Genomic DNA, 24,450 nt, shown 5'->3' with positions numbered 1-24,450 from the left:
TTTAATGAGCAATAAACGCGCAAAAATAAGAGCGGAAATTCGTAACACCCGTAAAAACTTATCAAATAATCAGCAAATAATTGCTGCGCAATCGGTAAAAATGAATTTTATTCAACATTTAAAAAGCGAAAAAACAACGAATTCAAAGCATATTGCCATTTACTTGAGTAACGATGGGGAACTAGACACTTCATTGTTAATTAAAGAATTATGGAGTTTAAACCATACCGTTTACCTACCTATAATACACCCATTCAATGGCGCTAATTTACTATTTCAGCGCTATGAGAAAAACTCACCCATGAGAGCAAATCGCTATGGTATCTTGGAGCCTAAGCTGAACTGCTCTCAAATATGCCCATTACCAGTGCTTGATTACCTCCTTATGCCATTAGTTGCATTTGATAAACAAGGTAATCGCCTAGGAATGGGAGGTGGGTTTTACGACCGGACATTGGCACGTTTACACGAACAAAATTGGCAAAAACCACAACTAATTGGCCTTGCACATGAATGCCAAAAAGTTGAGGCTCTACCAATCGAGTCGTGGGATGTACCACTTAAAACCATTATCACCCCAGATAAAACATACTGTTGGTAACAATTAAATTTGATTACTAACCGCATATTTCTGACATACATGAGCACAAAGCAATGACACAAGATGAATTAAAAAAAGCAGCTGCTTGGGCAGCACTCGAGTTTGTAAAAGAAAACACTATTGTAGGTGTGGGTACAGGCTCTACTGTTAATCACTTTATTGATGCCCTTGGCTCAGTAAAGGACACTATTGTAGGCGCTGTATCAAGCTCAGAAGCCTCAACCGCGCGCTTACAAGCGTTAGGTATTGAAGTATTTGAGCTTAATAACGTTGCTGCTTTAGATGTATACGTTGACGGCGCTGACGAAATAAACGATCAAAACGAAATGATTAAAGGTGGCGGTGCAGCCCTCACTCGCGAAAAAATAGTAGCCGCTGTAGCTAAACAATTTGTGTGCATTGTAGATGACACCAAATTAGTAAAAACATTAGGCGACTTCCCGCTTCCGGTAGAAGTTATTCCAATGGCTCGCAGCTACGTTGCACGAGAATTATTAAAGCTTGGTGGTGACCCTGTTTATCGCCAAGGCGTAGTTACCGATAACGGTAACGTTATATTAGATGTATTCAACTTAAAAATTACCAATGCTAAACAACTTGAAGCACAAATAAATTCAATTGTTGGCGTAGTTACCAACGGCCTATTTGCAATGCGTGGTGCTGATAAAGTGATTATCGGTACTAAAAATGGGCCACAAATTAAATAGGATGAGGTTATGAGTAAGGTATCGTTAGCAAAAGACAAAATTAAAATTCTCTTGCTTGAAGGTGTTCACCAAAGCGCTGTTGAAACGCTAAAACGTAACGGTTACAGCAATATCGACTACGTTAAAACATCCTTACCTGAGGACGAATTAAAAGAGCGCATTAAAGATGTTCACTTTGTAGGACTTCGTTCTCGTACTCATATTAACCAAGCCGTATTAGACTCAGCTGACAAGCTAGTTGCTGTTGGGTGTTTTTGTATTGGTACAAACCAAGTTGATTTAGATGCAGCACGCGAACGCGGTATTGCTGTATTTAACGCACCATTTTCTAATACTCGTTCAGTTGCTGAACTTGTACTTGGTGAAATCCTACTTTTATTACGCGGTATTCCAGAGCGTAATGCAGCGGCTCATCGTGGTGGCTGGTTAAAAACAGCAAATGGTTCGTTTGAAGCACGTGGTAAAACATTAGGTATTATTGGCTACGGTCACATTGGAACTCAGCTAGGTATTATGGCTGAAAATATCGGTATGAACGTGGAGTTTTACGATATCGAAGATAAATTATCACTCGGTAATGCAAAACAAGTTCACAACCTAACTCAGCTATTACAACGCTCTGATATTATTAGTTTACACGTACCAGAAACACCGCAAACTAAAAATCTTATTGGTAGTGCAGAACTTGCTGTTATGAAGCAGGGATCTATTTTGATCAACGCTTCACGCGGAACTGTTGTTGATATTGATGCACTTGCAGAAGCACTAACAGAGAAAAAACTAAGTGGTGCAGCAATCGATGTGTTCCCTACTGAGCCAAAATCTAACGATGAAGAATTTGTATCGCCACTGCGCCAATTCGACAATGTTATTTTAACGCCGCACATTGGTGGTTCTACACAAGAAGCACAAGAAAACATTGGTATTGAAGTAGCGGGTAAACTGGCTAAATACTCAGATAATGGCTCAACTATTACAGCTGTTAACTTTCCTGAGGTATCGCTGCCTGAGCTTGCTAATCGTAGCCGTTTATTACACGTACACCACAACCGCCCAGGTGTACTAACGCAAATTAACCAAGCGTTTGCACAGCACGGTATTAACATTGCTGCGCAATACCTACAAACAGACGCATCTATTGGTTATGTAGTTATTGATGTAGATACAGATCAATCTGAAGTAGCACTTAAAGAACTAAGCGCAGTTGAAGGTACAATTAGAGCACGTATTCTGCATTAGTAATTTAATCAGCTATTCTAATATCAAAAAGGGTCACTTCATTAAGTGACCCTTTTTTGTATTTAGATTACATATACTTTCTTAGGTATTTTTTGAATACCGGATCTGTTGCAGCCAACTCTTTTTGCTCAGCTAATATCTCTTTTAAAATAGCGCCTGATGTAAGCGGGTTTGCAAGTACCACTCTAAATACAACTGTAGGTTGATTGTCGTATTTAGAAGGCGTTAAACGAGTACGTGATACAAATGAGCGACCAGACTCTCGCTGACGTTTTTGCATACTGGCAGTAAAACGATTCAGAGAGGCAAAAATATCTAACCGAGTTGCAGCATCTGCATCAGCTATTGCTTGTTTAATTTTCTTAGGTACATAACGATACGTTAATAAGCACAATTCAGGTTCTGAAATAAGCTCAAAGTCTTCATCAGCTTTAATTAAATCAGCAAAGTAATGTGCTTTTTTGATGCTTCGATCAATCAGCATTTCGTAACCTTTGCGACCAATAACACGTAAGCAAGCGTGTACTAACATTGCCATACCAGGTCGGCTGCCTTCAAGCGTGTGGCTACCTAAGTCTTTTGAACCTTTACGTAATATGTACTCAGCGTGATGCTCTATTGCATCAGTTGCAGCGGGATCTTTAAATAAAACTAAGCCCGCTCCCATTGGTACATACATTTGTTTATGTGCATCGATGGTAATTGAATCTGCTCGCTCAATCCCTTTTAATAAAGGGCGATGCGTGTTCGATAAAAGGGTTGCTCCTCCCCATGCAGCATCTACATGAAAATGGCAGTTAATCTCTTGTGCTAAGTCGGCCATTTCATCAAGTGGGTCAATATTACCGGTTTCGGTTGTACCCGCTACCCCAATAATCGCCATTACTTTAATGCCTTGCGATTCAAGCTCACGTGCTTTTTCGCGCATAGCTCCTACATCAACTTTATTATTTTCGCAGGTTTTAATACCAATTAAGTTATCGCGACCAATACCGAGTAAATCAACCGATTTACCTAGTGAGTAATGTCCGCGTTCTGATATTAATACTGCTAAACCTTTATAGCCGTAATGCAGCATACCGGCAATTAGGCCTTGTGCGCCGATACCTCTAAAATCGCCATCGGGTTTTAATAAGCGGTTTCGAGCAATCCAAAGCGCAGTAATATTAGCAACCGTTCCACCAGAGCAAAATGCACCTAGTGAGGTTTTAGCACTGTGCATCCATTTAGAATAAAATGAATCTTCTTGCCCATAAGCTAAATGATGCATCATTCCAAGCACTTGACGTTCAAGAGGCGTAAACGCTTTAGACGTTTCTATTTTTACTAGATTTTGATTTAGCCCTACCATCAATTTTGACAGCGGTAATAAAAAATGCGGCAAGGCAGAGGTCATGTGACCAATAAAGCTAGGCGCAGCTGTATGCACAGAATGTGCAACAAGTTGCTCCATTATGTCTTGGGCATAAGCAGATACAAACGTTGGATCCTCTGGGATCACTGCCGACTGAAAATCTTTTTCGATTTCATGTAATGGTTTTTCAATTGCCGCTATATTTTCGTTTAGAAAACCTGCTAAATTACTCGAAATTTCAAGCTCGATTTTGCTTAAAGTTGAGTCTGGCGCTTCAGGTACAGTAAATATACGCTTAAGGCTTTCTTTAGAGGCGACGGCACAACGCTTTTGATCCATCTCAATACCTAGTGTGTGTAGCTAAAACACGCGCTTACCCATCAAAAACACCTACTTATTAGGACATTTAGAGCAATCGTGTTTCTTTAAAAATTGCGCTAACTTTACTGCAATATAACTAAAATGTCTCGTTTAAACCTATAAAAGCAATCAAAGCGATGACAAAAAAATGATAATTTAATTAAAACTCTACCAAACCTAATTATTTATTGGGCATTTACTTATTTTGGGTATAATAAATTTGATAACAAAAAAGGGACACATATGCCAGAAGGAAGAGTCAAAGTTAGTTGGATAGTGGCAGGCTTTAGCTTGTTTTTAATAAGCTTGCTTACCTATGTTTACTACACATACCAAACCACGCGTGCTGAAATAATGCAGTCGGTTGATAATCGCTTACTTAATGCCGCCACCAGCGTTAAACATATTCTAGGTGAAAATTACTTAAGTGCGGTTAATCAAGGCGACAACATAAGTTTTTCTTACTATCAAAATAAGAGTAAACAGCTCTCTGAGTTTGCTCAAGCACTTGATATTGCTTATGTGTATTCAATGATTTTAAAAGACGGAAAGGTTCTTTTTAGCTCATCAAGCTACACGCAAGACGATCAGAATAATGGCAAAGTAACTCAATTTTTAGATCTCTACCCTGAAGCTACCGATGCAAATATAAGTGCTTTTTACTCAACCGAGCCTGTATTTGAAATATCGAGCGATCAGTGGGGCCACTTTAAAACTATTTTTATTCCTTACGTTGACCCTATTAACGGCAATACCTATTTAACGGGTGCCGATATAACTATTTACAATTTAAACGAGAAACTTAAAGAAAGCGTATCAAAAGCAGCTGCCATGGCGAGCTTCTTCTTTTTTATCGCGATACTAGTTGCCGCCATATATATTTATTTACTAAAGCGCTCTTTAGCAACTGACTCAAGTACTGGTTTTTCAAATCATATTGCTCTTGAGTACTTTATTAAAAAAAGTAATGCTCATCACATGCAGTTAGCCGTTATTTGGGTTAATGAAATAGAAGATATAAACAGTTTCTACGGCACTGAAGTGGGTGACAAAGTAATGAAAAACTTACTTATTCACTTTAAACTCAGAAGCTCTGCGCATTGCCATATATACAGACTAGCAACCAACAAAATAGTATTACTCGCGCCTAAAGAAATGAGTAATGACGAATTTACCGATCTCGTAAAAACATATAACTTTAATACCCCAGTGTTAACTGACCCTTTTATTTACATAACCCTATGTGCAGGTATTGCCAGTGGCAATAAATCGCTACTGCTTGAAAATGCTCATATAGCGGCGCTGCAAGCAAAACAAGGCAGGCATAGCGTAGTTAACTACTCAAAAGCGCTACACGATGTAAAAACGCAATATCAATACAATGTTGAAATGGCTAAAGAGGTGCGTGAAGCGTTTGATAACAACCGTATAGTGCCTTACTTTCAACCCATTATTGATACAAATACCAACAAGGTCGTTCAATACGAATGTTTAGCTCGAATGGTAACGGCGCAAGGGGAAGTGTTGAAACCTGATGCATTTTTAAATGTTGTTACTCGCTCAAGAATGGACGGAATACTTACCCGTACTATATTTTCACAATGTGTTAGTCGCTTTAGAAAAACCGATATTTGCTGGAGTTTAAATATAACAGCACAAGATATGCTCGACCCTAATTTAAGTGAGTTTATTGCGGACGAACTTAAGCGCTACCCGCATCCTGGTAATATCACACTAGAGCTTTTAGAAACCCAAGCTATTGCCAACTTTTCTGAGGTAAAAGCATTTATTGGAATGGTTAAAACGAAAGGCGTTAAGGTTATTATTGATGACTTTGGTAGTGGTTATTCAAATATATCAAACGTACTTAAGCTGGAAGTAGATGGTATTAAGCTAGATGGCGCACTAATAAAGCAAATAGTGAATGACAAAGATATCTATTTATTTATTGAACATATAGCCAGTTTTGCTAATCAACTTGGTTTGCAATTAATGGCAGAGTCGGTAGAAAATGCAACCATAGTAACCGCACTTAAAAAGGCGAATGTGACACTAATGCAAGGCAACTACTTTGCCCACCCAGTGTCACATGTTAGTACGGTTATAGAAGAAGAATTAGCACTTTAACTTACTTTAGCGAGGTAAGTTAATAACGAGTCGGTGGCTTTGCTGGCCACTGGCCCAGTATTTACGCTCAAAAGGCGTAATGGCATCGTCTGACTCATAAAGCGTTACATCGCAAGGGTTGCCTGTTAATTCGAGCGCCCGAGCAAACTCCTTAACGTAAATATCCCAATTGCTGCGTACTTCTAATTTTCCACCTAACTTAACAATAAATGGAAAAATAGCTGCGCCATGCCAGCGCCTACGAATATGCTTAGATTTAGGCCACGGGTTTGGATACAACAAATAATGGTGCGTAGGTTGCCAATTAGCAGCAACCGCTAAACGCCAAAAGTCATTTAAGTCTGCTTGCACTAAGATGTACTGACCACTATCTGTTTGCTTATATTCAACATCGTGCTTATCTAATCGGTGCGACGATTTATCAATACCAATTATAAGTGCATCAGGGTGGCGCTTAGCTAAGTTAGCTGAGCTTTCACCTACGCCACAACACGAGTCTAAAATAAGCGGGCCACTAAAGGCTTGTACTTTAGCATTAACCTCGTCAAATGCGGCTTGGGTGTGTGCTGCAATTGGCTTTTTAAATTCAGCATCTAAGTGCTTATTTACTATTTCATCAAGCTTTTCGTGAATACCCGCTTGATTAGATACAATACTACGTGAATTTGCATCACTCATTAGTGTCTTAGCCCCACACCTTTTTTGATCAATGTAAGCGCTAATGTAAATAACGCTGTTATAAATACTAAAATAACCCCAAGAGCCACGCTCAAATCAACATCCGACACACCTAAAAAGCCATAACGAAATGCGTTAACCATATAAATTATAGGGTTGATTTGTGATACATTCTGCCAAAATTCAGGCAGCAACGTAATTGAATAAAATACACCGCCTAAGTAAGTTAGTGGCGTTAGTATGAAGGTGGGGATAATGCTTATATCGTCAAAGCTGTTTGCGTAAATCGCATTAATTAAGCCACCTAAAGCAAATACAGCTGAGGTTAAAATAACCGTCGCCATAATTACAAAAATATTATGAATTTGAATATCAACAAATAATAACGACACACAGGTAACTATAAAGCCCACCATAATACCGCGCGTCATGCCGCCGCCCATATAACCTAGAACAATGATGTAGTTAGGTACAGGTGCAACTAAAAGCTCTTCAATGCTTTTTTGAAACTTTGTTGAGTAAAAACTAGAGGCTACGTTGGAATAAGAGTTAGTAATAACCGACATCATTATAAGGCCAGGTACAATAAACTCCATATAACTAAAGCCGCCCATGTCGCCAATGCGTGAACCAATTAAGTTACCAAAAATAACAAAATATAAGCTCATCGTAATTGCTGGCGGTACTAAAGTTTGCACCCAAATACGTAAAAAACGAATGCACTCTTTGATCCACAAACTCTTTAAGGCTACGCCATATTTAAACATTTATTCGCCCCGCCCTTGCTCTAGTAATCCAACAAATAACTCTTCTAATCGGTTTGCTTTATTTCGCATACTCAATACAGTATTACCTTGAGTTGTTAATGCACTAAAAACCGCATTTAAGCCTTGAGACTTAGCGACTTCCACTTCAACAGTGTGATCGTCCGTCATGGTAAATTTATAACCTTCAAGCGTTACAGGGTTTGCTGGCATTTTTAAATCTAAAATAAAGGTTTCTTTATCAAGCTTTGCAAGCAGTGCTTTAATGGTCGTGTTTTCAACAATTCGGCCATTATCGATTATGGCGATGTTTTTACACAATAACTCTGCTTCTTCAAGGTAATGTGTAGTTAAAATAATAGTTACGCCTTGCTCATTTATTTGGCGTAAAAAATCCCACATTGAACGACGAAGTTCTATGTCTACACCCGCTGTTGGCTCATCAAGTATAAGCAACTTAGGTTCGTGCATAAGGGCACGCGCAATCATTAATCGGCGTTTCATACCGCCTGAAAGCGTACGTGCTTGTTTGTCTTTTTTCTCAAGTAAGCCAAGTTGCGCTAAGTATTTATCAGCACGTTTATGGGCTTCGCCACGTGGCACACCATAATAACCGGCTTGGTTAACAAGTATTTGGCTAAGCGTTTCAAATTGGCTAAAATTAAACTCTTGCGGCACTAAGCCTAAATGCGCTTTTGCAGCTTCTAAGTCAGTATCAATATTACAACCGAATACTTCTACTTTGCCTTTTGTTTTATTAACAAGTGACGAAATAACACCAATGGTGGTTGATTTACCTGCTCCGTTTGGACCAAGTAAAGCAAAAAAGTCGCCCTCTTTAACTTGCAAATCAACGCCTTTAATAGCCTCAACACCATTTTTATAAACCTTGGTAAGGCCTTCTATATTTAAAGCAATATTTTGCTTATTCATTACTTACCCTCACCATAACCCCAACGTTTTGTTAGGTTATGTTCAATATTTAAATGATCTAAAATTCTCGCCACCATAAAATCAACTAAGTCTTCAATACTTTGTGGCTTATGATAAAAGCCAGGCGCTGCTGGCATTATGGTCACACCTAAACGAGATAACTTAAGCATGTTTTCTAAATGAATTTCGTTAAACGGTGTTTCGCGCGGCACTAAAATTAACTGTCCGCGTTCTTTAATTACCACATCAGCGGCGCGCTCTAATAAGTTATCTGACGCCCCTACTGCAATTGCAGAAACCGATCCTGCACTACACGGGCATACCACCATTTTTTTAGGCGCCGCAGAGCCCGAAGCCACAGGGCTAAACCAGTTATCTTTACCGTATACTTTTAACTGCCCAGATTTAGCATTAAACAGCGTACTTAACTGCTCAGTGGCTTTATCTTCGTTACCAGAGAGCTTAATATTTGATTCTGTATCAAGCACCACTCGCGCTGCACTTGAGATAAGTACGTAAACTTGAAATTGCTGCTCAAGCAACACTTCAAGTAACCTTAAACCATAAGGCGCACCTGATGCACCGCTAAAAGCGAGCGTAATTCTATCTTTAAATTGCACACTATTCTCCGCTGTATTTATCAGCTAAACCATCAACAAGGTGTTGATGAAGGCCATTAAAACCGCCATTGCTCATAATTAAAATATGTTGATTAGGCTCAATACTTTCAAGCACCGTATCAATAATTGTTTGTGTGCTGCTATAGCATTGCATACCCGCTTTATCTGCTTGCTCTTTTAGCGACCAATTTAGATTCTCTGGTTCAAAAAGTAGTACGTCGTCAGCATCACGCAGTGAATCTAATAATGTATATTGATGCACACCCATTTTCATAGTATTTGAGCGCGGCTCTAAAATAGCGATAATTTTTTCATCGCCTACTTTTGCGCGCAGTCCTGCAAGCGTAGTTTTAATTGCTGTTGGGTGATGCGCAAAATCGTCATACACCTTAATATTATTTATATCAGCCTTTAGCTCCATACGCCTTTTAGGGCTAATAAATTCTCCTAGGGCATCAATACTATGATCAACAGCTATACCCACATGGCGCGCTGCTGCGATAGTCATAATTGCATTTTTAACGTTATGCTCGCCTATTGCTTGCCAGCAAACAGTGCCCTGCTTTTCGTTATTTAAAAGTACATTAAACTCACTACCATCGGCTTTTATTAATTCATAGCCCCAGTCATCACCGAGTGTTTCGCTTTCGCTCCAAAGCCCTTGTGCTATTACGTCATTAAGCGCTACGTCTTGCTTAGGCCAAATTACCTTGCCGCTTTGAGGTAATGTACGCATTAAGTGATGAAATTGTTTTTTTATTGCGTTTAAATCTTCGAAAATATCAGCGTGATCGAATTCAAGATTATTTAATATAAGTGTACGCGGAAGGTAATGGACAAACTTACTGCGCTTATCAAAAAAAGCTGTGTCGTATTCATCGGCTTCAATAACAAAAAATGGCGTTTCACCTACTTTGGCCGATACACCAAAATTTTGGACTATGCCGCCAATTAAAAACCCTGGTTTTAAACCTGCGTACTCTAAAACCCACGCAAGCATACTTGCTGTGGTTGTTTTACCATGCGTACCGGCTACAGCAAGTACCCACGAGTTTTGTAATAGGTTATGTTTAAGCCATTCAGGGCCAGATGTATAAGGCAGGCCTTTATCAAGCACATATTCAACACACGGGTTACCACGGCTCATTGCATTACCGATAACTACCATATCTGGTTTTGGCTCTAATTGAGATACGTCGTAGCCTTGAGTCAGTTCAATGCCAAGCTCTCCAAGTTGCGTACTCATTGGTGGGTAAACGTTTTGATCGGAACCCGTTACTTTATGGCCTAATGATTTAGCAATGGCTGCAATGCCACCCATAAACGTGCCACAAATGCCCAAAATATGTATATGCATATACTTTCCTTAAATCGTATGCTCACTTTACAGCTATGCAAAGTTTAATGGCGCTATAATGCCAAAATTCGTGCTTAGTTACTATGTACGTCTGCACAATTCACTCGTGCCAAAAACACGTTAATTAGTTTTTTAAACGCTAAAAATCAAAAAATAGGCACGTTCACCTACCCTGTATTGCTTTTAATCAATTATTATCAATGTTATAAACCAGCTTGCTGTATAACTTTAAAACTTAAAAAGGACTTAATATGAAAAAACTATTCTTTATAGCCTGTATTTTACTTAGTCAAAAAAGCTTTGCTTTGGAATTTGCTAAGTACCCAATAGAACTAAGTTCGGGCGAAGGCGTTAATGTTGTTATTGCCCCAACAACAGATAAAAAACAAGCTTTAGTAAAAGTAACAGGCATAAACCATGATATTGATGGCATTGTATTTTTAACCGATTTAAAACCTCATGGTAGTAATAAAGCTTACAAATATACTTACGATGGTACACAAAGAAGTTTAGTAAGTGTTGAGGAAGGCTACCGCTGTTGCTCTTACAATCTTTATATTCCAGACACTCGTGATGGAATTTACTTATCAAAAAAAGAAGAGTCAAACCCTGCCATTGTTGAAGACTTAAAAGCGCAATACGATCAACAATTAAATAAAGGTACTCAAGCTAAACTAGCGGAGTTTAATCGTGAAAAGCATTTAGGGTATCAACAAAAAAATATAGCTGCCGCTAATAGCGAAATAGATAAGCAATGCGGATTAAAAATAAATACCAATGTTGATTGGGAAAGCATTGATGATGAAAACCTAAAAGAATATCCAGTGGGTTCATTTTGTGCACAAGTTGCAAACGAAATGGCATACATGTGCGAAAAAGACCAAAGTTTTAAAAACGACATAGCTCAGTTCAATGCTATCGAATGTAAATTTACTAATGAGCTAAAACTACGTAAAAATGGTAATACACTTATATTTAAAACAGCGCCAAAAGCCGCTAACCAACGCCGCTTTATTGAAGCTTATTTATTAAATTTATAAGCTGAGTTTAAAACCAAAAAAGCACCTAAAGGTGCTTTTTTTGGTTTTACTAATTAAGTTTGTTTATAGCGTTAAAAATACAATCAAACCGACACCGAGTAATAAACGATATATTACAAATGGCAACATACCCATTCGCTCTATTACTTTTAAAAACATAAATATACATGCATAAGCCGATAAGAACGATAGCACCACACCAAGCAATAATGTATTCCAATCAACTACATGGTCACCCAGTGCAAGCTCTGCAATATAATAAAGCCCCATCATAGAAATAATCGGAATCGCTAGTAAAAACGAAAAACGCGCTGCGCTTTGCTTATTCATACCCAACATTAAACCAGCGGTCATCGTGATACCTGATCGAGAAGTACCCGGGATCATTGCAACAGCTTGTGCGAAACCAATGATAAGTGCCGTTTTCCAATTGAGCTGATAAATAGTTTTAATTTGTTTCCCTTTTGCATCTGCGTACCAAAGCAACAAACCAAATACAATGGTGGTAGTAGCAATTACCCAAGCGCTTCGCAAATATAACTCAATAAAGTCTTTTAAAAGTAAACCTAAAATAGCGGCAGGCACTGTACCTAGTATAATCCACCAGCCTAATTTACTGTCATCGGTAGTGCCTTGCTTACCAAAAGATTTAAACCATGCGCTTAGTATATCTACTACTTCTTTACGAAAATAAATAACAACGGCTATTAAAGTACCAACATGTACTGCTACGTCAAACGCAAGCCCTTGATCTTCCCAACCTAAAATTTGCGATGGGAGAATTAAATGCGCAGAACTCGATATTGGTAAAAACTCAGTAAATCCCTGTATGAGGGCTAAAATAATTATTTCGATAATACTCATAGGTTAGAAAACTCCACCTTCCATAGCTTTTGTTGAGGGTTATTATATTCATTCCATAACTGCGCAATCGTTTGCTTAGCTACAGGATGATAAAAATCTGGGGCAACCTCACTCAGAGGTTGTAATACAAATGCATTTTTAGTTATTTCATCACGTGGTAATTGCGCTGGGGAATCGCAAGTTACATCATCATAAAACAGTAAATCTAAATCGAGCGTTCGTGGACTAAATTTTTTATCGTTCGCTGTACGCCCATTATCACGCTCTATTTCTTTTAATAAAGCGCATACATCAGCAAGCGACATATCAGTTGTAGCGCCAACTACTGAATTATAAAAATTATTGCCAGCAAACCCAACTGCTTCACTTTCAAAAACAGACGAGTGCACAATGTGCTCAAAGTGCTGCTTAAGTGCAATTAATGCACATTGTATATAATGCGCTTTATTTATATTTGACCCTAGGCTGATATAAATTTGAGCCATTTAGTCAGTTGCCTTAACACGTGTAATTTCAACACCTACAGTTTGTGCTTGTGCTACTGCTGCAGGTTTACTTACTCTTATAGTAACTTGTGGCGTATTAAACTCGCTTAAAATAATCTCAGCCAACTGCTCAACCAAAGTCTCTAGCAACTCAACAGGTTTTGCAGTGCAGTGCTTAATAACGCGTTCGCTTACTTTTGAGTAATCCAGTGCTAAATTAATATCGTCATTTTCGGCTGCAGGCTTAATATCACTAAGCATTTCAATATCAAAATAAAGGCTCTGTTTACTTTCTTTTTCAAAGTCGTACACTCCAATAATAGTGTCGACGTGCAATTGAGATATAAAAACCTTATCCATTGATACTCCAAATAACAACAAACGACTAAGCAACTATACAAAGCATCAATAAAATTAATACTGTATATGGTTTAGCCAGTGTTTAAATATGTGAAAATAACTTCTACAATAGCAAAATAACCAAACTAGCTATTAAATAGTCTGTTAATAATTTTCACGATAAATTTTGCTGCCAATAATAGCTTAAAAGTACTATCAATTGGTATAGTAATTAAAAAATAAGGAAGCGTGTGTTAGCCACTTTAATGTTTGTTTTAGCTTATTTACTTGGGTCGATTTCGTCGGCTATTTTAGTGTCGCGGTTGTTCAAACTCCCTGACCCTCGTAATAGTGGTTCTAACAACCCAGGGGCTACAAATGTTTATAGATTAGGCGGAGCATTTCCGGCTTGCTTGGTTTTAGTGTTTGATATTTTAAAAGGCACTATTCCAGTATGGGGGGCTTATTTTTTAGAAGTTGAACCTTTAGAGCTTGGATTAGTCGCAGTAGCTGCTTGTTTAGGTCATATGTACCCACTGTTTTTTAGCTTCAAAGGAGGTAAAGCCGTAGCAACGGCATTTGGCTCATTATTACCTATTGGCTTATCATTGGCTGGTTTACTTGTATGCACTTGGTTAGTTATAGTGGCAATAACACGCTATTCATCGCTGGCAGCGCTTGTAGCTGTATCTTTAGCGCCCTTATATACATGGCTGATAAAGCCACTTTATACTCTTCCCGTTACTTTTATCACGCTGTTAATTATATTTCGTCACCGTACTAATATTATTCGATTATTTAGCGGGGAAGAACCAAAAGTGGGTGCTAAAAAAGCACCCACCGATGAAAACAAAAATATCTAAAATATGAGTCATTAAATCGGCTCAAGGCTATCTATAGGCCAACGAGGTTTTGTTTTCATATCAAGCGTGGCAAATTGCCCTGCTTTTAAACGTTGCATTCCTGCATAAGCAATCATTGCACCGTTGTCGGTACAAAATTCAGTACGCGGATAAAAAACTTCGCCTTTCATACCTTTCATTACGCGTTCAAGCTGCAATCGAAGCTGTGTATTTGCACTTACGCCACCGGCGATTACTAAACGCTTAATACCTGTTTGTTTAAGCGCTCGCTTGCACTTAATAACCAACGTATCAATAACCGCTGTTTGAAATGCATGCGCTATATCAGCTTTAGTTTGATCGTCATCGTCATTTTCACGAATAGTGATTGATGCTGCAGTTTTTAAACCACTAAAACTAAAATCAAGACCTGGTTTGTCGGTCATCGGGCGAGGAAAAATAAAGCGCTTCGCAACGCCTTGTTCGGCCATTTTGGCTAAGCGCGGACCTCCAGGGTAGTCAAGACCAAGTAACTTAGCCGTTTTATCAAAGGCTTCGCCTGCGGCATCATCAACTGACTCACCTAGTACTTCGTATTGTCCAATACCCGCTACTTTAACCATCATGGTATGACCGCCCGATACAAGCAATGCAATAAACGGAAACTCAGGAATATTTTCTTCAAGCATCGGAGCAAGTAAATGCCCTTCCATATGATGAACAGCAACAGCTGGAATATCCCAACCGTATGCTAATGAACGACCAATAGAAGTACCTACCAACAATGCTCCAACTAAACCTGGGCCTGCAGTATAAGCAATACCGTCTAAATCTTCTGGGCCGCAACCCGCTTGTGCAAAAGCTGCGTCTATAAGTGGTAGCGTTTTACGAACATGATCGCGCGATGCAAGTTCCGGTACTACACCGCCATAATCAGCGTGTACTTTTACCTGGCTGTATAATTGATGAGCTAACAAGCCTTTTTCGTCATCGTATATTGCAATACCTGTTTCATCACATGACGATTCAATGCCTAAAATTCGCACTGTACTTCTCCTGCCTTTAAAATTTCACTTCGCTGTTTTTATAACGTAAGGCCAATATTTGTTTGGCCATCTTCTAGGGCAAACTTTTTAAGTGCCTTCACGCTATCAGAGGTAATACGCCCCATATTTTCTACAAAATCAATTAGCTCACCTAATACTTCAATTTCGTATTGCATTAATGGATGCTCTCTAACTGCTGTGTTATCTGCAACCTCACCTTCAACCGTCATTTGATATTCAATAAAGCGAGCCACTGTTGCTTGAGATATTTTACTGACACTAATGAACTCTTGCTCATCTTGCGCCATTAAACCATGCATTAAGCTAAGTAAAGACGTTGCAGCATCAATAGCAGGGTAAGTACCAAACATATCAAAATCAGCAAGTTCAGGAACATTCGGTTCTATTTTTTCAACTTGTTTTTCGAGATCTATTTTACTTTTAGGCAGTAATATTTTTTCCCAACAAACATTAAGCGAATTACGAAGTAAGGTTTCATCACCAAACCCCGTTGCTTCGCTAAATAAACCGTAATTTGGCAGCATTCGCTCTATTAAAGCACTTGCTAAAACAGCTTTTTGTAAATAGTTAAGCTCTCTAATACGCTGAAAATTATTTGCTTTAGTCATTCTTTAACGTCTCACACGACCAACAAAAATCAAATGTTGATCCATTATGCTCATTACAGTTAGGGCATACCCAATCTGGAGCGGATTGTTTTACTTGTTGATAGTTTAACAATATTTGGCGCGCATGGCGCTCTTTTATCGCATAAACCTGCACACTAACTTGTGCTTGATCAAATGGAATTTCTCCCAATGCGCCTTGGAGCATCTCACCTTTTATTTTGCATTCAATCCCACTGGTTTGTATTAAACCTTTAATAATATTAGCTTCAAGGGTATTTTCGGCTTTATAAATTGTAACCCATTGAAAAGAGCTATCAGTTGAATTTTTATTATTAATATTTTGCAATATTCACCTCATTTATTTTGTGTTAACAATATCCTACGCTAAATTATTAGCATGCTGCACTTTTAAGGAATAAACATGACACTTACAACCCCGGGCTTACTTTTTCCGGCCATATCGCTGCTATTATTAGCCTATACAAACCGATTTTTAGTTTTAGCGCAATTAATTAGGGAGTTAAATGCGCGCGAAGGTGAATCTATCCGACCTGTTGTAGTCGCTCAAATCACTAACTTACGTAAACGAATAAACTTAATAAGAACAATGCAGGTATACGGCGTAGCCTCTTTTTTACTGTGTACATTTTCGATGTTTGCTTTATTTATTGAATTTAATACCACAGGGATTATTTTATTTGGCATTAGCTTAGCTTGCTTAAGTTTATCGTTATTAACGTCTTTATTCGAAATACATATTTCCTGTGATGCGATTGAAATAGAACTACAAAGCATTGAAAATAAACCATTAAGCAGCCGAATAAATAGAAATTTTGTAAAATAAACTCTTATAGATAAAACACCCTATTATTTGTCATAATCATGTTATATGTGCGCCCTATTTTGGGGCGTACTTTTTTATTAATTAGAACAATTAAATTCCAATCTCCTAACTAACCCACTGAGTTAAAATAACTTTGCCTAGATAGTAAATTGCAAAAATATAGACAAAACACAATAAACAACTAGTTATCAATTAAAAAAGTAATACTATTTGGTCGCTTTCCTCTTTAATTAATACTAAAAGGGGGGTATCCTGCTGGAAACACGTATGAACTTGCAACCGTATTTCAATATATAATTTTACTAAACTTTAGAATAAAAATTAATATATTTGATATCCGTGGTATCTGCGACTTACTTATAAAAAGGGACTATAAAGTGAGATTTGAACAATTAGAGCAATTTGTAGCACTTGGTGTATTACGTCACTTTAGACAAGCAGCTGAACAAACCCAAATTAGTACTTCAGCGCTAACGCGCAGCATTCAAACACTTGAAAATGAAATGGGATATGAGTTAGTAAAACGCTCAACTCGTTCTGTTAAATTAACGCCTGAAGGCGAACTTTTCCTTGAATATGCTAAAACGACTCTATCGGAACTTGAGCTAACGAAAAAACGGATTTTTCAATCAGTAAACGGTAATGCTAATGAAAAACTTGTTATTGGCTATACCAATAAGGCAAGCAGCATAGTACCTATTTCTTGTGGACAGTTTTTAGCTCAATATCCTCATATAAAAATTGAAATGCAGTTACAAGATCAACAAGAGCTAACACGCAGACTCCAACAAGGTGAAATAGACATAAGTGTATACTCTCAAGCTATTAATAGTATTGGCAGTGACATTCACTTACCTGATCAGCTTGTATTATTTGTTTCAAAAAATCACCCTCTTGCACATAAAAACGATATAAGTAAGCAAAATCTTGATAGCTACCCTATGTTTGGCTGCTTCTCTCAATCTAAACAAGTGCAAACTATGCTTAATGAAGCAATTGATTCTTTAAATAAATCATCAAGTATTAAAGTGGGCAGCATTGAGCAAGTAATGGCCGGTGTAGTTAAATCAGATCACTTTGCTATTGCAAGCATTGAGCATGCAAACACAATCGCAGAGAACTCTGAACTCGTGCAACTAAAAACAAATAAAGATTTAAATCACGAACAACTCATTGTACAGACAAGCCAACAAACGTCTATTACCGAACATGTAGAGCACTTGTTGTCGCTTATAAAAAAAGCGGGAGCTGCATTTAACTAACTCTTCTTTTTGAAAAAGTGCGGCACAATAAACAGTAGCTTTAAATCGCTTTTCGGCTACACTGTCGCACCTTTTTTAAACAGCTGATGTGAATGAACACACTTTTTGGTCCTGATGTCTATTTAGATGATATAGAACGCCAAGGATACACCGTAATTCATAACGCGCTTATTGCCGATTTAGTTAACGATTTAGTTGCAGATTGTCACCGTATAAACCCCCACTTTAGCCTTGCCGGTATTGGTCGATTAAATAACTTACAAATAGATAAAACTATTCGTACTGACAAAACCTATTGGTTTGACGGCAGCTCTCAAGCACAGCTTACTTACCAAGCAATAATGCAAAGTATAAAAACCACGTTAAATCGTAGCTTTTTTATGGGGCTATTTGATTACGAATGCCATTATGCAAAATATACACAGGGTGATTTTTACAAAAAACATTTAGATGCATTTAAAGGTCGATCTAATCGTGTATTTACAACGGTGCTTTATTTAAATACGCCAGAGCAAGGTGGCGAACTTGTTATATATAAACCTAAAAGTAAAGAAGTAGAAATAACCATTAAACCAACTGCTGGCACATTGGTTATGTTTGAAAGCGAACGTTTTGCCCATGAAGTGCTTCCCGCAGTTGACGAACGCTATTCTATTGCTGGATGGTTTAGAAAAAACGCCTCTATTAGCGGCATTATTGATCCGCCCCGATAGATCTAAATAGAGAATTTTAACGGCTTTTATTAAGGCTTTAAAATGCTATTGGGTATGAAAGTAATAACCCTATAAAGATAGCCAAGCCCACATAATGATTATTTAAAAACGCTTTAAAGCAGGCATCTCTTTCACGTTTATGAATAAGCGTTTGTTGATATGCCAATAAACCAGCTGCTACACTCAAACCAATGCCAAACGCGACACTTAAATGATTACTTATACCAATAAACGCAACCAGCGCTATAAATACAGCATTAAGTAAAAAGATTATGTGGCGGTCGTATTTACCAAATAAAATAGCGGTTGATTTTACCCCTATTTTTAAATCGTCATCTCTATCAACCATCGCATACATAGTGTCATAAGCGACTGTCCAGCAAATGTTGGCTATAAATAATAACCATGCCTGCTGCGGTAATGCATTTATTGAAGCCATATAGGCCATTGGAATAGCCCAACCAAATGCAGCTCCTAAAACAACTTGTGGTAATTGTGTATAGCGTTTCATAAAAGGGTAGCAAAAGGCTAAAGCCAAAGCCCCAAAAGAAAGCAAAATAGTATTAACGCTAAGCATTAATACTAAAATAAACGCAATAACTATTAGTAGTAAAAATAGGCTAAGTGCTTCACCACTACTAACCCTCCCTGAAGCTAGCGGCCGCTGAGCTGTGCGTTTTACAGAGCCGTCTATTTTTCTATCTGCAAAATCATTAATTACGCATCCTGCACTTCGCATAACAACAACGCCCAGCGTAAATATAATAAAGTTGAGTAAGCTCGGCATCCCACTATTAGCAAGCCATAAAGCCCAGTATGTTGGCCAAAGTAATAACAAGGTACCAATGGGCTTATCTATACGCATTAGCTGTATATAGTAAGAAATATGTTTTGGCTTTAAAGCGGCTAATTTCATGAGTATAAATATGCTCCTGGTAAAAACACTTCACACACTAAAAATTTATATTCTTTGAGTGCAAATACACTTCGACGGCCTAGTAAGTTTTTTTCGGGTAGGTTTAATTTTGCAACTAATTGCTGAACGGGGTGCTTGGCATCAAAATAAGCAATTTCTATATCCGTTCGTTTTAGTGCTGGGTCTTGAAAAATCACATCACCAAGAGGTCGTTCACCCATATTGTGCAAAGGATTGATCGAATCATTTTTAGGAAGCCAGCTCTGTGCGTACACCACAGGTTTGTTATCGCACAATAAGAGTACTTCTCGATTAATCGCTGTTTTAGCGCTACAGTTTAGTAATAACTTTTGCTCTAGGCTTAAAGTAAATAACTGCTCGCTTAATACTCTTACACTAAAAATTTGTGATTTACTTTTTAATTTAGCAGTTAAAGAATTAGGTTCAAAAAGCCATTCTTGCTCTAGAGGAGATAAGTCACTTACATATGAAGTGGACTGCCAATTAGCAGATATAGACAGAGGATAAGTAATCACAATAGCTCAACAAAATAAAAAACATCGTGATGATACCATTGCCAAAGCTTTTGAAAAAGTGATGTTTTATAACCATAAATAATAGCTTGGCGCTGTTTATTACCCACTATTAAGTATAAACTATTTGTAACAAGTTTTAAGAAACGCTTTAAATATGAAAAAAATAGTATACGCAGGTCTTTTTACGTTCTTTGTAAGTGTCATAAGCTTTACAGCTCGTGCTGAATCTACAGTTGGTTATTTTGGTTTTGAGCCCGATATAATCACCAACTACATTGGCGCATCAAGTAAAAAAATGGGCTATGTGCGTGTAACTATTGATTTAATGCTTAATGACACTTCAGATATTGCAGTAGTAGAGCACCACACGCCATTACTACGTGATGCCCTAGTAGAGATTTTATCTAAAGAGCCTGAAGAAAAAATAAAATCCCTTACTGGCCGTGAAGAAATACGCGCAAAGTGCGCCGAAAAACTAAAAAGCCTCTTAAAAGAAGAAACAGGACAAGAGATCATCCGTGAAGTCTTGTTCACTAAATATTTATATCATTAGTATTTAACGTTTTGCGTTAAATACTTTGGCGGTGTAGGCAAAAGCCATACCGCTAACTAATCCACCTAAGTGCGCCCAATTAGCCATACCTACAAACAATACATCTGCAAACCCAAGCACTAACCAAATCAACATAAAACCAACAATAGCCGTACTAACCAGCGCAGGTTTGTTCGGATTTAAAAAGCTATGAATCCAACAAAAACCAAGTAACCCATATACTACGCCACTCAAACCGCCAAAGTTGGGACCAACCATTAGGTATTGCGCCCAATTACTAATAAGCGCAGTCACTAAAAACAAACCTATTAAGCTGAGTTTTCCGCATTGCTTTTCGATATTGTCGCCAAGCGACATCCACCAAATTAAATTAAACACAATATGGATCGCGCTAAAATGCACAAGCGCGGGAGTGAGCCAGCTTAGTGGTTGTGATGGATTAAATTGCAGAACTGTATAAATTTCATCAAATCCACCCAATAAAAAAGCGACATAAATAACAATACTCAATATGCTAACAGTTTGGTTAAGCCAGCTAAGCGCTTTAAACCGCGCCATAAGATTAAGTGATTGCCCTTGATATTTAAGCGGCGATTGTGTGCTGCCTACATCCCAAGATGCTTGCTGGTATTTTTCATGATTAGGGTTTTGTGTAAACTCAACCCATAAAGGCTGAACTTGATGAAAGTCCTCTTCAGTCACGCTAATAATGACATTACTGCCATCTGCCGAGTGTATCTTTGCATCTAAACCTTGGCTTTTTAAATAATCTATAAAGCCTTGTGCGGCGCGCGGGTTATTTAAACTGCCAAGCTCTATCATCGCTCTACTTTCTCGCTGTAAGCTGCTTCCCAAGCGGTAAAACCACCATCCATGCTATAAACATCTTCAAAGCCTTGCTCAACTAAATAACTAGCTGCGCCCTGAGAGCTCATACCGTGGTAACACACAATAATAATTGGCTGATCGAATTCTTTTTCCATCATAAATTGTGCAATATTACCGTTAGAAAGTGCTTCTGAGCCTGGAATACGACCAGCTTGATACGAATTAGGATCGCGAATATCTGCAATTACAACGTCTTCTTTATCTAGAAGTTCTAACGTTTGCGCTATAGAAATGTGTTTAAATGCCATTGAAGTCTCTTTAATTAATAGTATAAAAAAGGCGGCTAAAGCCGCCCTTCTTGTAATTTAGTTAGGAACTAATCCCAGTTTAAAATTACTTTACCTGACTGACCTGAAATCATCATATCAAAGCCAGCTTGGAAGTCATCCACAGAATACTGATGTGTAATAATTGGGTTCAAATCAAGACCAGATTGAATCAAGCTTGCCATTTTGTACCACGTTTCGAACATTTCGCGACCGTAAATACCTTTAATCACTAAACCTTTAAAAATAACTTGGTTCCAATCAACTGCCATATCAGATGGTGGAATACCTAGCATGGCAATTTTACCGCCGTGGTTCATGTTATTAAGCATTGAATTAAAAGCGCTTGGCACACCTGACATCTCAAGACCAATATCAAAGCCCTCTGTCATACCTAAGTCTTTTATTACATCTTCAAGCTTTTCGCTTGCCACGTTTACAGCACGTGATGCACCCATTTTGCGGGCTAAGTCTAGGCGGTATTCATTTACGTCGGTAATAACGACGTGGCGAGCACCAACGTGTTTTGCAACCGCTGCTGCCATAATACCAATTGGGCCGGCACCAGTAATAAGTACATCTTCGCCAACTAAGTCGAACGATAATGCGGTATGAACTGCATTGCCAAACGGGTCAAAAATTGAAGCCAGTTCGTCAGAAATATTATCTGGAATTTTAAATGCATTAAATGCAGGAATAACTAAATACTCTGCAAATGCACCTTCACGGTTTACGCCAACACCCGTTGTATTACGGCATAAATGTACACGCCCAGCACGACAGTTACGACAATGCCCACATGTAATATGACCTTCACCCGATACGCGATCGCCTACTTTAAAGCCACGAACTTCCTGGCCCATATCAACGACTTCACCAACATATTCGTGACCAACAACCATAGGAGTAGGAATCGTTTTACTTGCCCATTCATCCCATTTGTAAATATGTACGTCGGTACCACAAATAGCTGTTTTACGAATTTTAATCAGTAAGTCGTTATGACCCACTTCTGGCTTTGGTGCATCTGTCATCCAAATGCCCGGTTCTGCTTTTAATTTAGATAATGCTTTCATAATCCACACTCAACTAAAAAACCGAAGCGAGGCTTCGGTTTAAAATAAAATTAAATAACGCCCATTTCTTTACCAATACGGGTAAATGCATCAATAGCAATATCGAGTTGCTCAATGCTATGCGCTGCTGAAATTTGTGTACGAATACGCGCTTGCCCTTTTGGTACTACAGGGAATGAAAAACCAGTGACGTAAATGCCTTCAGCAAGTAGTTTATCAGCCATTAACGAGGCTACTTTGGCATCTCCTAGCATTACAGGGATGATTGCATGATCTTTACCTGCACACGTAAAACCAACAGCTTCCATTTGCTCACGGAAATATTTAGCATTTGACCAAAGTTTAGCGCGAAGCTCGCCGCCATTTTCTAGCATTTCAAGTACTTTAATTGATGCAGTAACAATTGAAGGTGCTAATGAGTTTGAGAATAAGTATGGGCGTGAGCGCTGACGTAACCATTCAACAATTTCTTTTTTACCTGATGTATAACCACCTGATGCACCGCCTAGCGCTTTACCTAATGTACCGGTAATAATATCTACACGGTCTAATACATTACAGTACTCTGGTGTACCTTTACCGTTTTCGCCAACAAAGCCAACAGCATGAGAGTCATCAACCATTACAAGTGCATCATATTTATCAGCTAGGTCGCACACAGCTTCTAAATTACAAATAACGCCATCCATAGAAAACACGCCATCGGTAGCAATTAGTTTCGTTTTAGCGCCAGCTTCATCTGCTGCAATAAGTTGCTTTTCAAGATCAGCCATGTCGTTATTTGCATAACGAAAACGCTTAGCTTTACACAAACGTACACCATCAATAATTGATGCATGGTTTAACGAATCAGAAATAATAGCGTCTTCTGCGCCTAAAATAGTTTCAAACAAACCGGTGTTTGCATCAAAACACGAAGAATATAGAATGGTGTCTTCAGTTTCCAAAAACTCACTGATTTTTTTCTCTAGTGTTTTATGAATATCTTGCGTACCACAAATAAAACGAACAGACGCAACACCAAAACCATGATTATTTAAACCGTTTTGCGCAGCTTCAATTAGCTCTGGGCTATTAGCTAAACCTAAGTAGTTATTAGCACAAAAGTTGATTACTTTACCTGACGCAACTTCGATTTGAGCTTGCTGCTGAGATTTAATAATACGTTCGCTTTTATACAAACCTTCGGTTTTTACGTCTTCAATTTGCTGTTGTAGCTGGCTAAAAAAAGCAGATGCTCTCATCTGTGTTCTCCATTTATTTGAACGGGTAAACAACCACATTTAAGCGACTGTTTATTATGGGGGGTATTGTAAAAGTTTAATGGGGAAAATGCACGGTTTGCAGTTCGTCGCAAACGCCCTAAACTGGAAGGAATTCCTGCCAGTTTACAGGCTAATCTGTTTAGTCT

28 protein-coding genes are annotated in these 24,450 nt (G+C 38.3%); 10 read left to right on the top strand and 18 right to left on the bottom strand.

Annotated features, from left to right (window positions below):
- Positions 1 to 4 precede the first annotated feature (4 nt).
- Genes L659_RS0118285 through serA form a run of 3 tightly spaced genes read left to right on the top strand, consistent with a single transcriptional unit; the run spans position 5 to position 2,547 of the window.
- Positions 5 to 601: a 5-formyltetrahydrofolate cyclo-ligase gene (locus L659_RS0118285; protein ID WP_029769940.1), complete on the top strand. Its 597-nt coding sequence runs from the start codon at positions 5 to 7 to the stop codon at positions 599 to 601.
- Between the two features lie 53 nt (positions 602 to 654).
- A complete protein-coding gene (gene rpiA / locus L659_RS0118280) occupies positions 655 to 1,308 on the top strand; it encodes a ribose-5-phosphate isomerase RpiA (RefSeq protein ID WP_024591469.1) in 654 nt (217 codons plus the stop codon).
- 9 nt (positions 1,309 to 1,317) lie between these two features.
- Positions 1,318 to 2,547: a phosphoglycerate dehydrogenase gene (gene serA / locus L659_RS0118275; protein ID WP_007584756.1), complete on the top strand. Its 1,230-nt coding sequence runs from the start codon at positions 1,318 to 1,320 to the stop codon at positions 2,545 to 2,547.
- A 67-nt stretch (positions 2,548 to 2,614) separates the two neighbouring features.
- Here serA and panP read toward each other — a convergent pair whose 3' ends face one another.
- Positions 2,615 to 4,240, bottom strand: coding sequence for a pyridoxal-dependent aspartate 1-decarboxylase PanP (panP, locus tag L659_RS0118270; RefSeq protein WP_024591468.1), 1,626 nt, complete (start codon positions 4,238 to 4,240; stop codon positions 2,615 to 2,617).
- A gap of 264 nt (positions 4,241 to 4,504) precedes the next feature.
- Between panP and L659_RS0118265 the strand changes: the two genes are divergently transcribed.
- Entirely contained in the window at positions 4,505 to 6,388 is a 1,884-nt protein-coding gene (locus L659_RS0118265) for a bifunctional diguanylate cyclase/phosphodiesterase (RefSeq protein WP_010554415.1), read from the top strand.
- A 6-nt stretch (positions 6,389 to 6,394) separates the two neighbouring features.
- Here L659_RS0118265 and trmB read toward each other — a convergent pair whose 3' ends face one another.
- The 5 genes from trmB to mpl are packed head-to-tail and all read right to left on the bottom strand — an operon-like array spanning position 6,395 to position 10,740.
- Positions 6,395 to 7,066, bottom strand: a complete 672-nt coding sequence (trmB, locus tag L659_RS0118260) for a tRNA (guanine(46)-N(7))-methyltransferase TrmB (protein WP_007584750.1) — start codon at positions 7,064 to 7,066, stop codon at positions 6,395 to 6,397.
- The gene (locus L659_RS0118255) at positions 7,066 to 7,833 is read right to left on the bottom strand and encodes an ABC transporter permease (RefSeq protein WP_007584748.1); all 768 of its coding nucleotides are present in this window, start codon (positions 7,831 to 7,833) and stop codon (positions 7,066 to 7,068) included. The genes trmB and L659_RS0118255 overlap by 1 nt, the downstream gene beginning before the upstream one ends.
- Entirely contained in the window at positions 7,834 to 8,763 is a 930-nt protein-coding gene (locus L659_RS0118250; RefSeq protein ID WP_007584747.1) for an ABC transporter ATP-binding protein, read from the bottom strand.
- Complete coding sequence (locus L659_RS0118245) at positions 8,763 to 9,383, bottom strand: flavin prenyltransferase UbiX (RefSeq protein ID WP_007584746.1); 621 nt, start codon at positions 9,381 to 9,383, stop codon at positions 8,763 to 8,765. Before L659_RS0118245 ends, L659_RS0118250 begins: the two co-directional genes overlap by 1 nt.
- 1 nt (position 9,384) lies before the next feature.
- On the bottom strand, positions 9,385 to 10,740 hold the full coding sequence (gene mpl / locus L659_RS0118240) for a UDP-N-acetylmuramate:L-alanyl-gamma-D-glutamyl-meso-diaminopimelate ligase (RefSeq protein WP_024591467.1): 1,356 nt from the start codon (positions 10,738 to 10,740) through the stop codon (positions 9,385 to 9,387).
- 251 nt (positions 10,741 to 10,991) lie between these two features.
- Here mpl and L659_RS0118235 point away from each other — a divergent pair, with 251 nt between their 5' ends.
- Positions 10,992 to 11,780 (top strand): hypothetical protein, encoded by a 789-nt coding sequence (locus tag L659_RS0118235; RefSeq protein ID WP_024591466.1) that lies wholly within the window; start codon positions 10,992 to 10,994, stop codon positions 11,778 to 11,780.
- Between the two features lie 63 nt (positions 11,781 to 11,843).
- On the opposite strand, the gene L659_RS0118230 is transcribed toward L659_RS0118235, so the two are convergent.
- From L659_RS0118230 to folB, 3 genes are read right to left on the bottom strand one after another with little or no spacing between them, the layout of a single operon-like run.
- Positions 11,844 to 12,644 carry an undecaprenyl-diphosphate phosphatase gene (locus tag L659_RS0118230; RefSeq protein ID WP_007584742.1) on the bottom strand — a complete coding sequence of 267 codons (801 nt, stop codon included), beginning with the start codon at positions 12,642 to 12,644 and terminating at the stop codon, positions 11,844 to 11,846.
- Positions 12,641 to 13,129 carry a 2-amino-4-hydroxy-6-hydroxymethyldihydropteridine diphosphokinase gene (folK, locus tag L659_RS0118225; RefSeq protein WP_024591465.1) on the bottom strand — a complete coding sequence of 163 codons (489 nt, stop codon included), beginning with the start codon at positions 13,127 to 13,129 and terminating at the stop codon, positions 12,641 to 12,643. Before folK ends, L659_RS0118230 begins: the two co-directional genes overlap by 4 nt.
- A complete protein-coding gene (gene folB, locus L659_RS0118220; RefSeq protein WP_007584738.1) occupies positions 13,130 to 13,489 on the bottom strand; it encodes a dihydroneopterin aldolase in 360 nt (119 codons plus the stop codon).
- Positions 13,490 to 13,719: 230 nt separating this feature from the next.
- Between folB and plsY the strand changes: the two genes are divergently transcribed.
- Positions 13,720 to 14,331, top strand: a complete 612-nt coding sequence (plsY, locus tag L659_RS0118215) for a glycerol-3-phosphate 1-O-acyltransferase PlsY (RefSeq protein WP_007584736.1) — start codon at positions 13,720 to 13,722, stop codon at positions 14,329 to 14,331.
- An 11-nt stretch (positions 14,332 to 14,342) separates the two neighbouring features.
- Here the strand turns inward: plsY and tsaD are convergent, their stop codons facing one another.
- From tsaD to L659_RS0118200, 3 genes are read right to left on the bottom strand one after another with little or no spacing between them, the layout of a single operon-like run.
- Positions 14,343 to 15,356, bottom strand: coding sequence for a tRNA (adenosine(37)-N6)-threonylcarbamoyltransferase complex transferase subunit TsaD (gene tsaD, locus L659_RS0118210; RefSeq protein ID WP_007584734.1), 1,014 nt, complete (start codon positions 15,354 to 15,356; stop codon positions 14,343 to 14,345).
- A gap of 38 nt (positions 15,357 to 15,394) precedes the next feature.
- A complete protein-coding gene (locus L659_RS0118205; protein WP_007584732.1) occupies positions 15,395 to 15,985 on the bottom strand; it encodes a YjaG family protein in 591 nt (196 codons plus the stop codon).
- Positions 15,978 to 16,331 carry a putative signal transducing protein gene (locus L659_RS0118200; RefSeq protein WP_007584731.1) on the bottom strand — a complete coding sequence of 118 codons (354 nt, stop codon included), beginning with the start codon at positions 16,329 to 16,331 and terminating at the stop codon, positions 15,978 to 15,980. Before L659_RS0118200 ends, L659_RS0118205 begins: the two co-directional genes overlap by 8 nt.
- Before the next feature lie 75 nt (positions 16,332 to 16,406).
- On the opposite strand from L659_RS0118200, the gene L659_RS0118195 reads away from it, so the two are divergent.
- From L659_RS0118195 to L659_RS0118185, 3 genes are all read left to right on the top strand, one after another.
- Positions 16,407 to 16,829, top strand: coding sequence for a DUF2721 domain-containing protein (locus tag L659_RS0118195; RefSeq protein ID WP_007584730.1), 423 nt, complete (start codon positions 16,407 to 16,409; stop codon positions 16,827 to 16,829).
- 377 nt (positions 16,830 to 17,206) lie between these two features.
- On the top strand, positions 17,207 to 18,091 hold the full coding sequence (locus L659_RS0118190; RefSeq protein ID WP_024591464.1) for a LysR family transcriptional regulator: 885 nt from the start codon (positions 17,207 to 17,209) through the stop codon (positions 18,089 to 18,091).
- A 92-nt stretch (positions 18,092 to 18,183) separates the two neighbouring features.
- Positions 18,184 to 18,804: a 2OG-Fe(II) oxygenase gene (locus tag L659_RS0118185; RefSeq protein WP_007584723.1), complete on the top strand. Its 621-nt coding sequence runs from the start codon at positions 18,184 to 18,186 to the stop codon at positions 18,802 to 18,804.
- Between the two features lie 37 nt (positions 18,805 to 18,841).
- Here the strand turns inward: L659_RS0118185 and ubiA are convergent, their stop codons facing one another.
- Both ubiA and L659_RS0118175 read right to left on the bottom strand, forming a co-directional pair.
- On the bottom strand, positions 18,842 to 19,720 hold the full coding sequence (gene ubiA, locus L659_RS0118180; RefSeq protein WP_024591463.1) for a 4-hydroxybenzoate octaprenyltransferase: 879 nt from the start codon (positions 19,718 to 19,720) through the stop codon (positions 18,842 to 18,844).
- Positions 19,717 to 20,256 (bottom strand): chorismate--pyruvate lyase family protein, encoded by a 540-nt coding sequence (locus L659_RS0118175; RefSeq protein ID WP_024591462.1) that lies wholly within the window; start codon positions 20,254 to 20,256, stop codon positions 19,717 to 19,719. The genes ubiA and L659_RS0118175 overlap by 4 nt, the downstream gene beginning before the upstream one ends.
- Positions 20,257 to 20,410: 154 nt before the next feature.
- On the opposite strand from L659_RS0118175, the gene L659_RS0118165 reads away from it, so the two are divergent.
- Positions 20,411 to 20,809, top strand: coding sequence for a flagellar basal body-associated protein FliL (locus L659_RS0118165; protein ID WP_007584719.1), 399 nt, complete (start codon positions 20,411 to 20,413; stop codon positions 20,807 to 20,809).
- A gap of 3 nt (positions 20,810 to 20,812) precedes the next feature.
- Here L659_RS0118165 and glpG read toward each other — a convergent pair whose 3' ends face one another.
- The 4 genes from glpG to L659_RS0118145 all read right to left on the bottom strand — a co-directional run bounded on the left by glpG (position 20,813) and on the right by L659_RS0118145 (position 24,283).
- A complete protein-coding gene (glpG, locus tag L659_RS0118160) occupies positions 20,813 to 21,631 on the bottom strand; it encodes a rhomboid family intramembrane serine protease GlpG (RefSeq protein ID WP_024591461.1) in 819 nt (272 codons plus the stop codon).
- Positions 21,628 to 21,945, bottom strand: a complete 318-nt coding sequence (gene glpE, locus L659_RS0118155) for a thiosulfate sulfurtransferase GlpE (RefSeq protein ID WP_010554397.1) — start codon at positions 21,943 to 21,945, stop codon at positions 21,628 to 21,630. Before glpE ends, glpG begins: the two co-directional genes overlap by 4 nt.
- Before the next feature lie 68 nt (positions 21,946 to 22,013).
- Entirely contained in the window at positions 22,014 to 23,039 is a 1,026-nt protein-coding gene (gene tdh / locus L659_RS0118150; protein ID WP_007584716.1) for an L-threonine 3-dehydrogenase, read from the bottom strand.
- Positions 23,040 to 23,089: 50 nt separating this feature from the next.
- A complete protein-coding gene (locus L659_RS0118145; RefSeq protein WP_024591460.1) occupies positions 23,090 to 24,283 on the bottom strand; it encodes a glycine C-acetyltransferase in 1,194 nt (397 codons plus the stop codon).
- Positions 24,284 to 24,450 lie beyond the last annotated feature (167 nt).

The sequence above is a fragment of the Pseudoalteromonas sp. S8-8 genome, assembly GCF_000497875.1.
GTDB classification, from domain to species: Bacteria; Pseudomonadota; Gammaproteobacteria; order Enterobacterales; family Alteromonadaceae; genus Pseudoalteromonas; species Pseudoalteromonas arctica.
The sequence above is the reverse complement of the archived record's forward strand: the minus strand, read 5'-3'. Positions and strand labels throughout refer to the sequence as shown.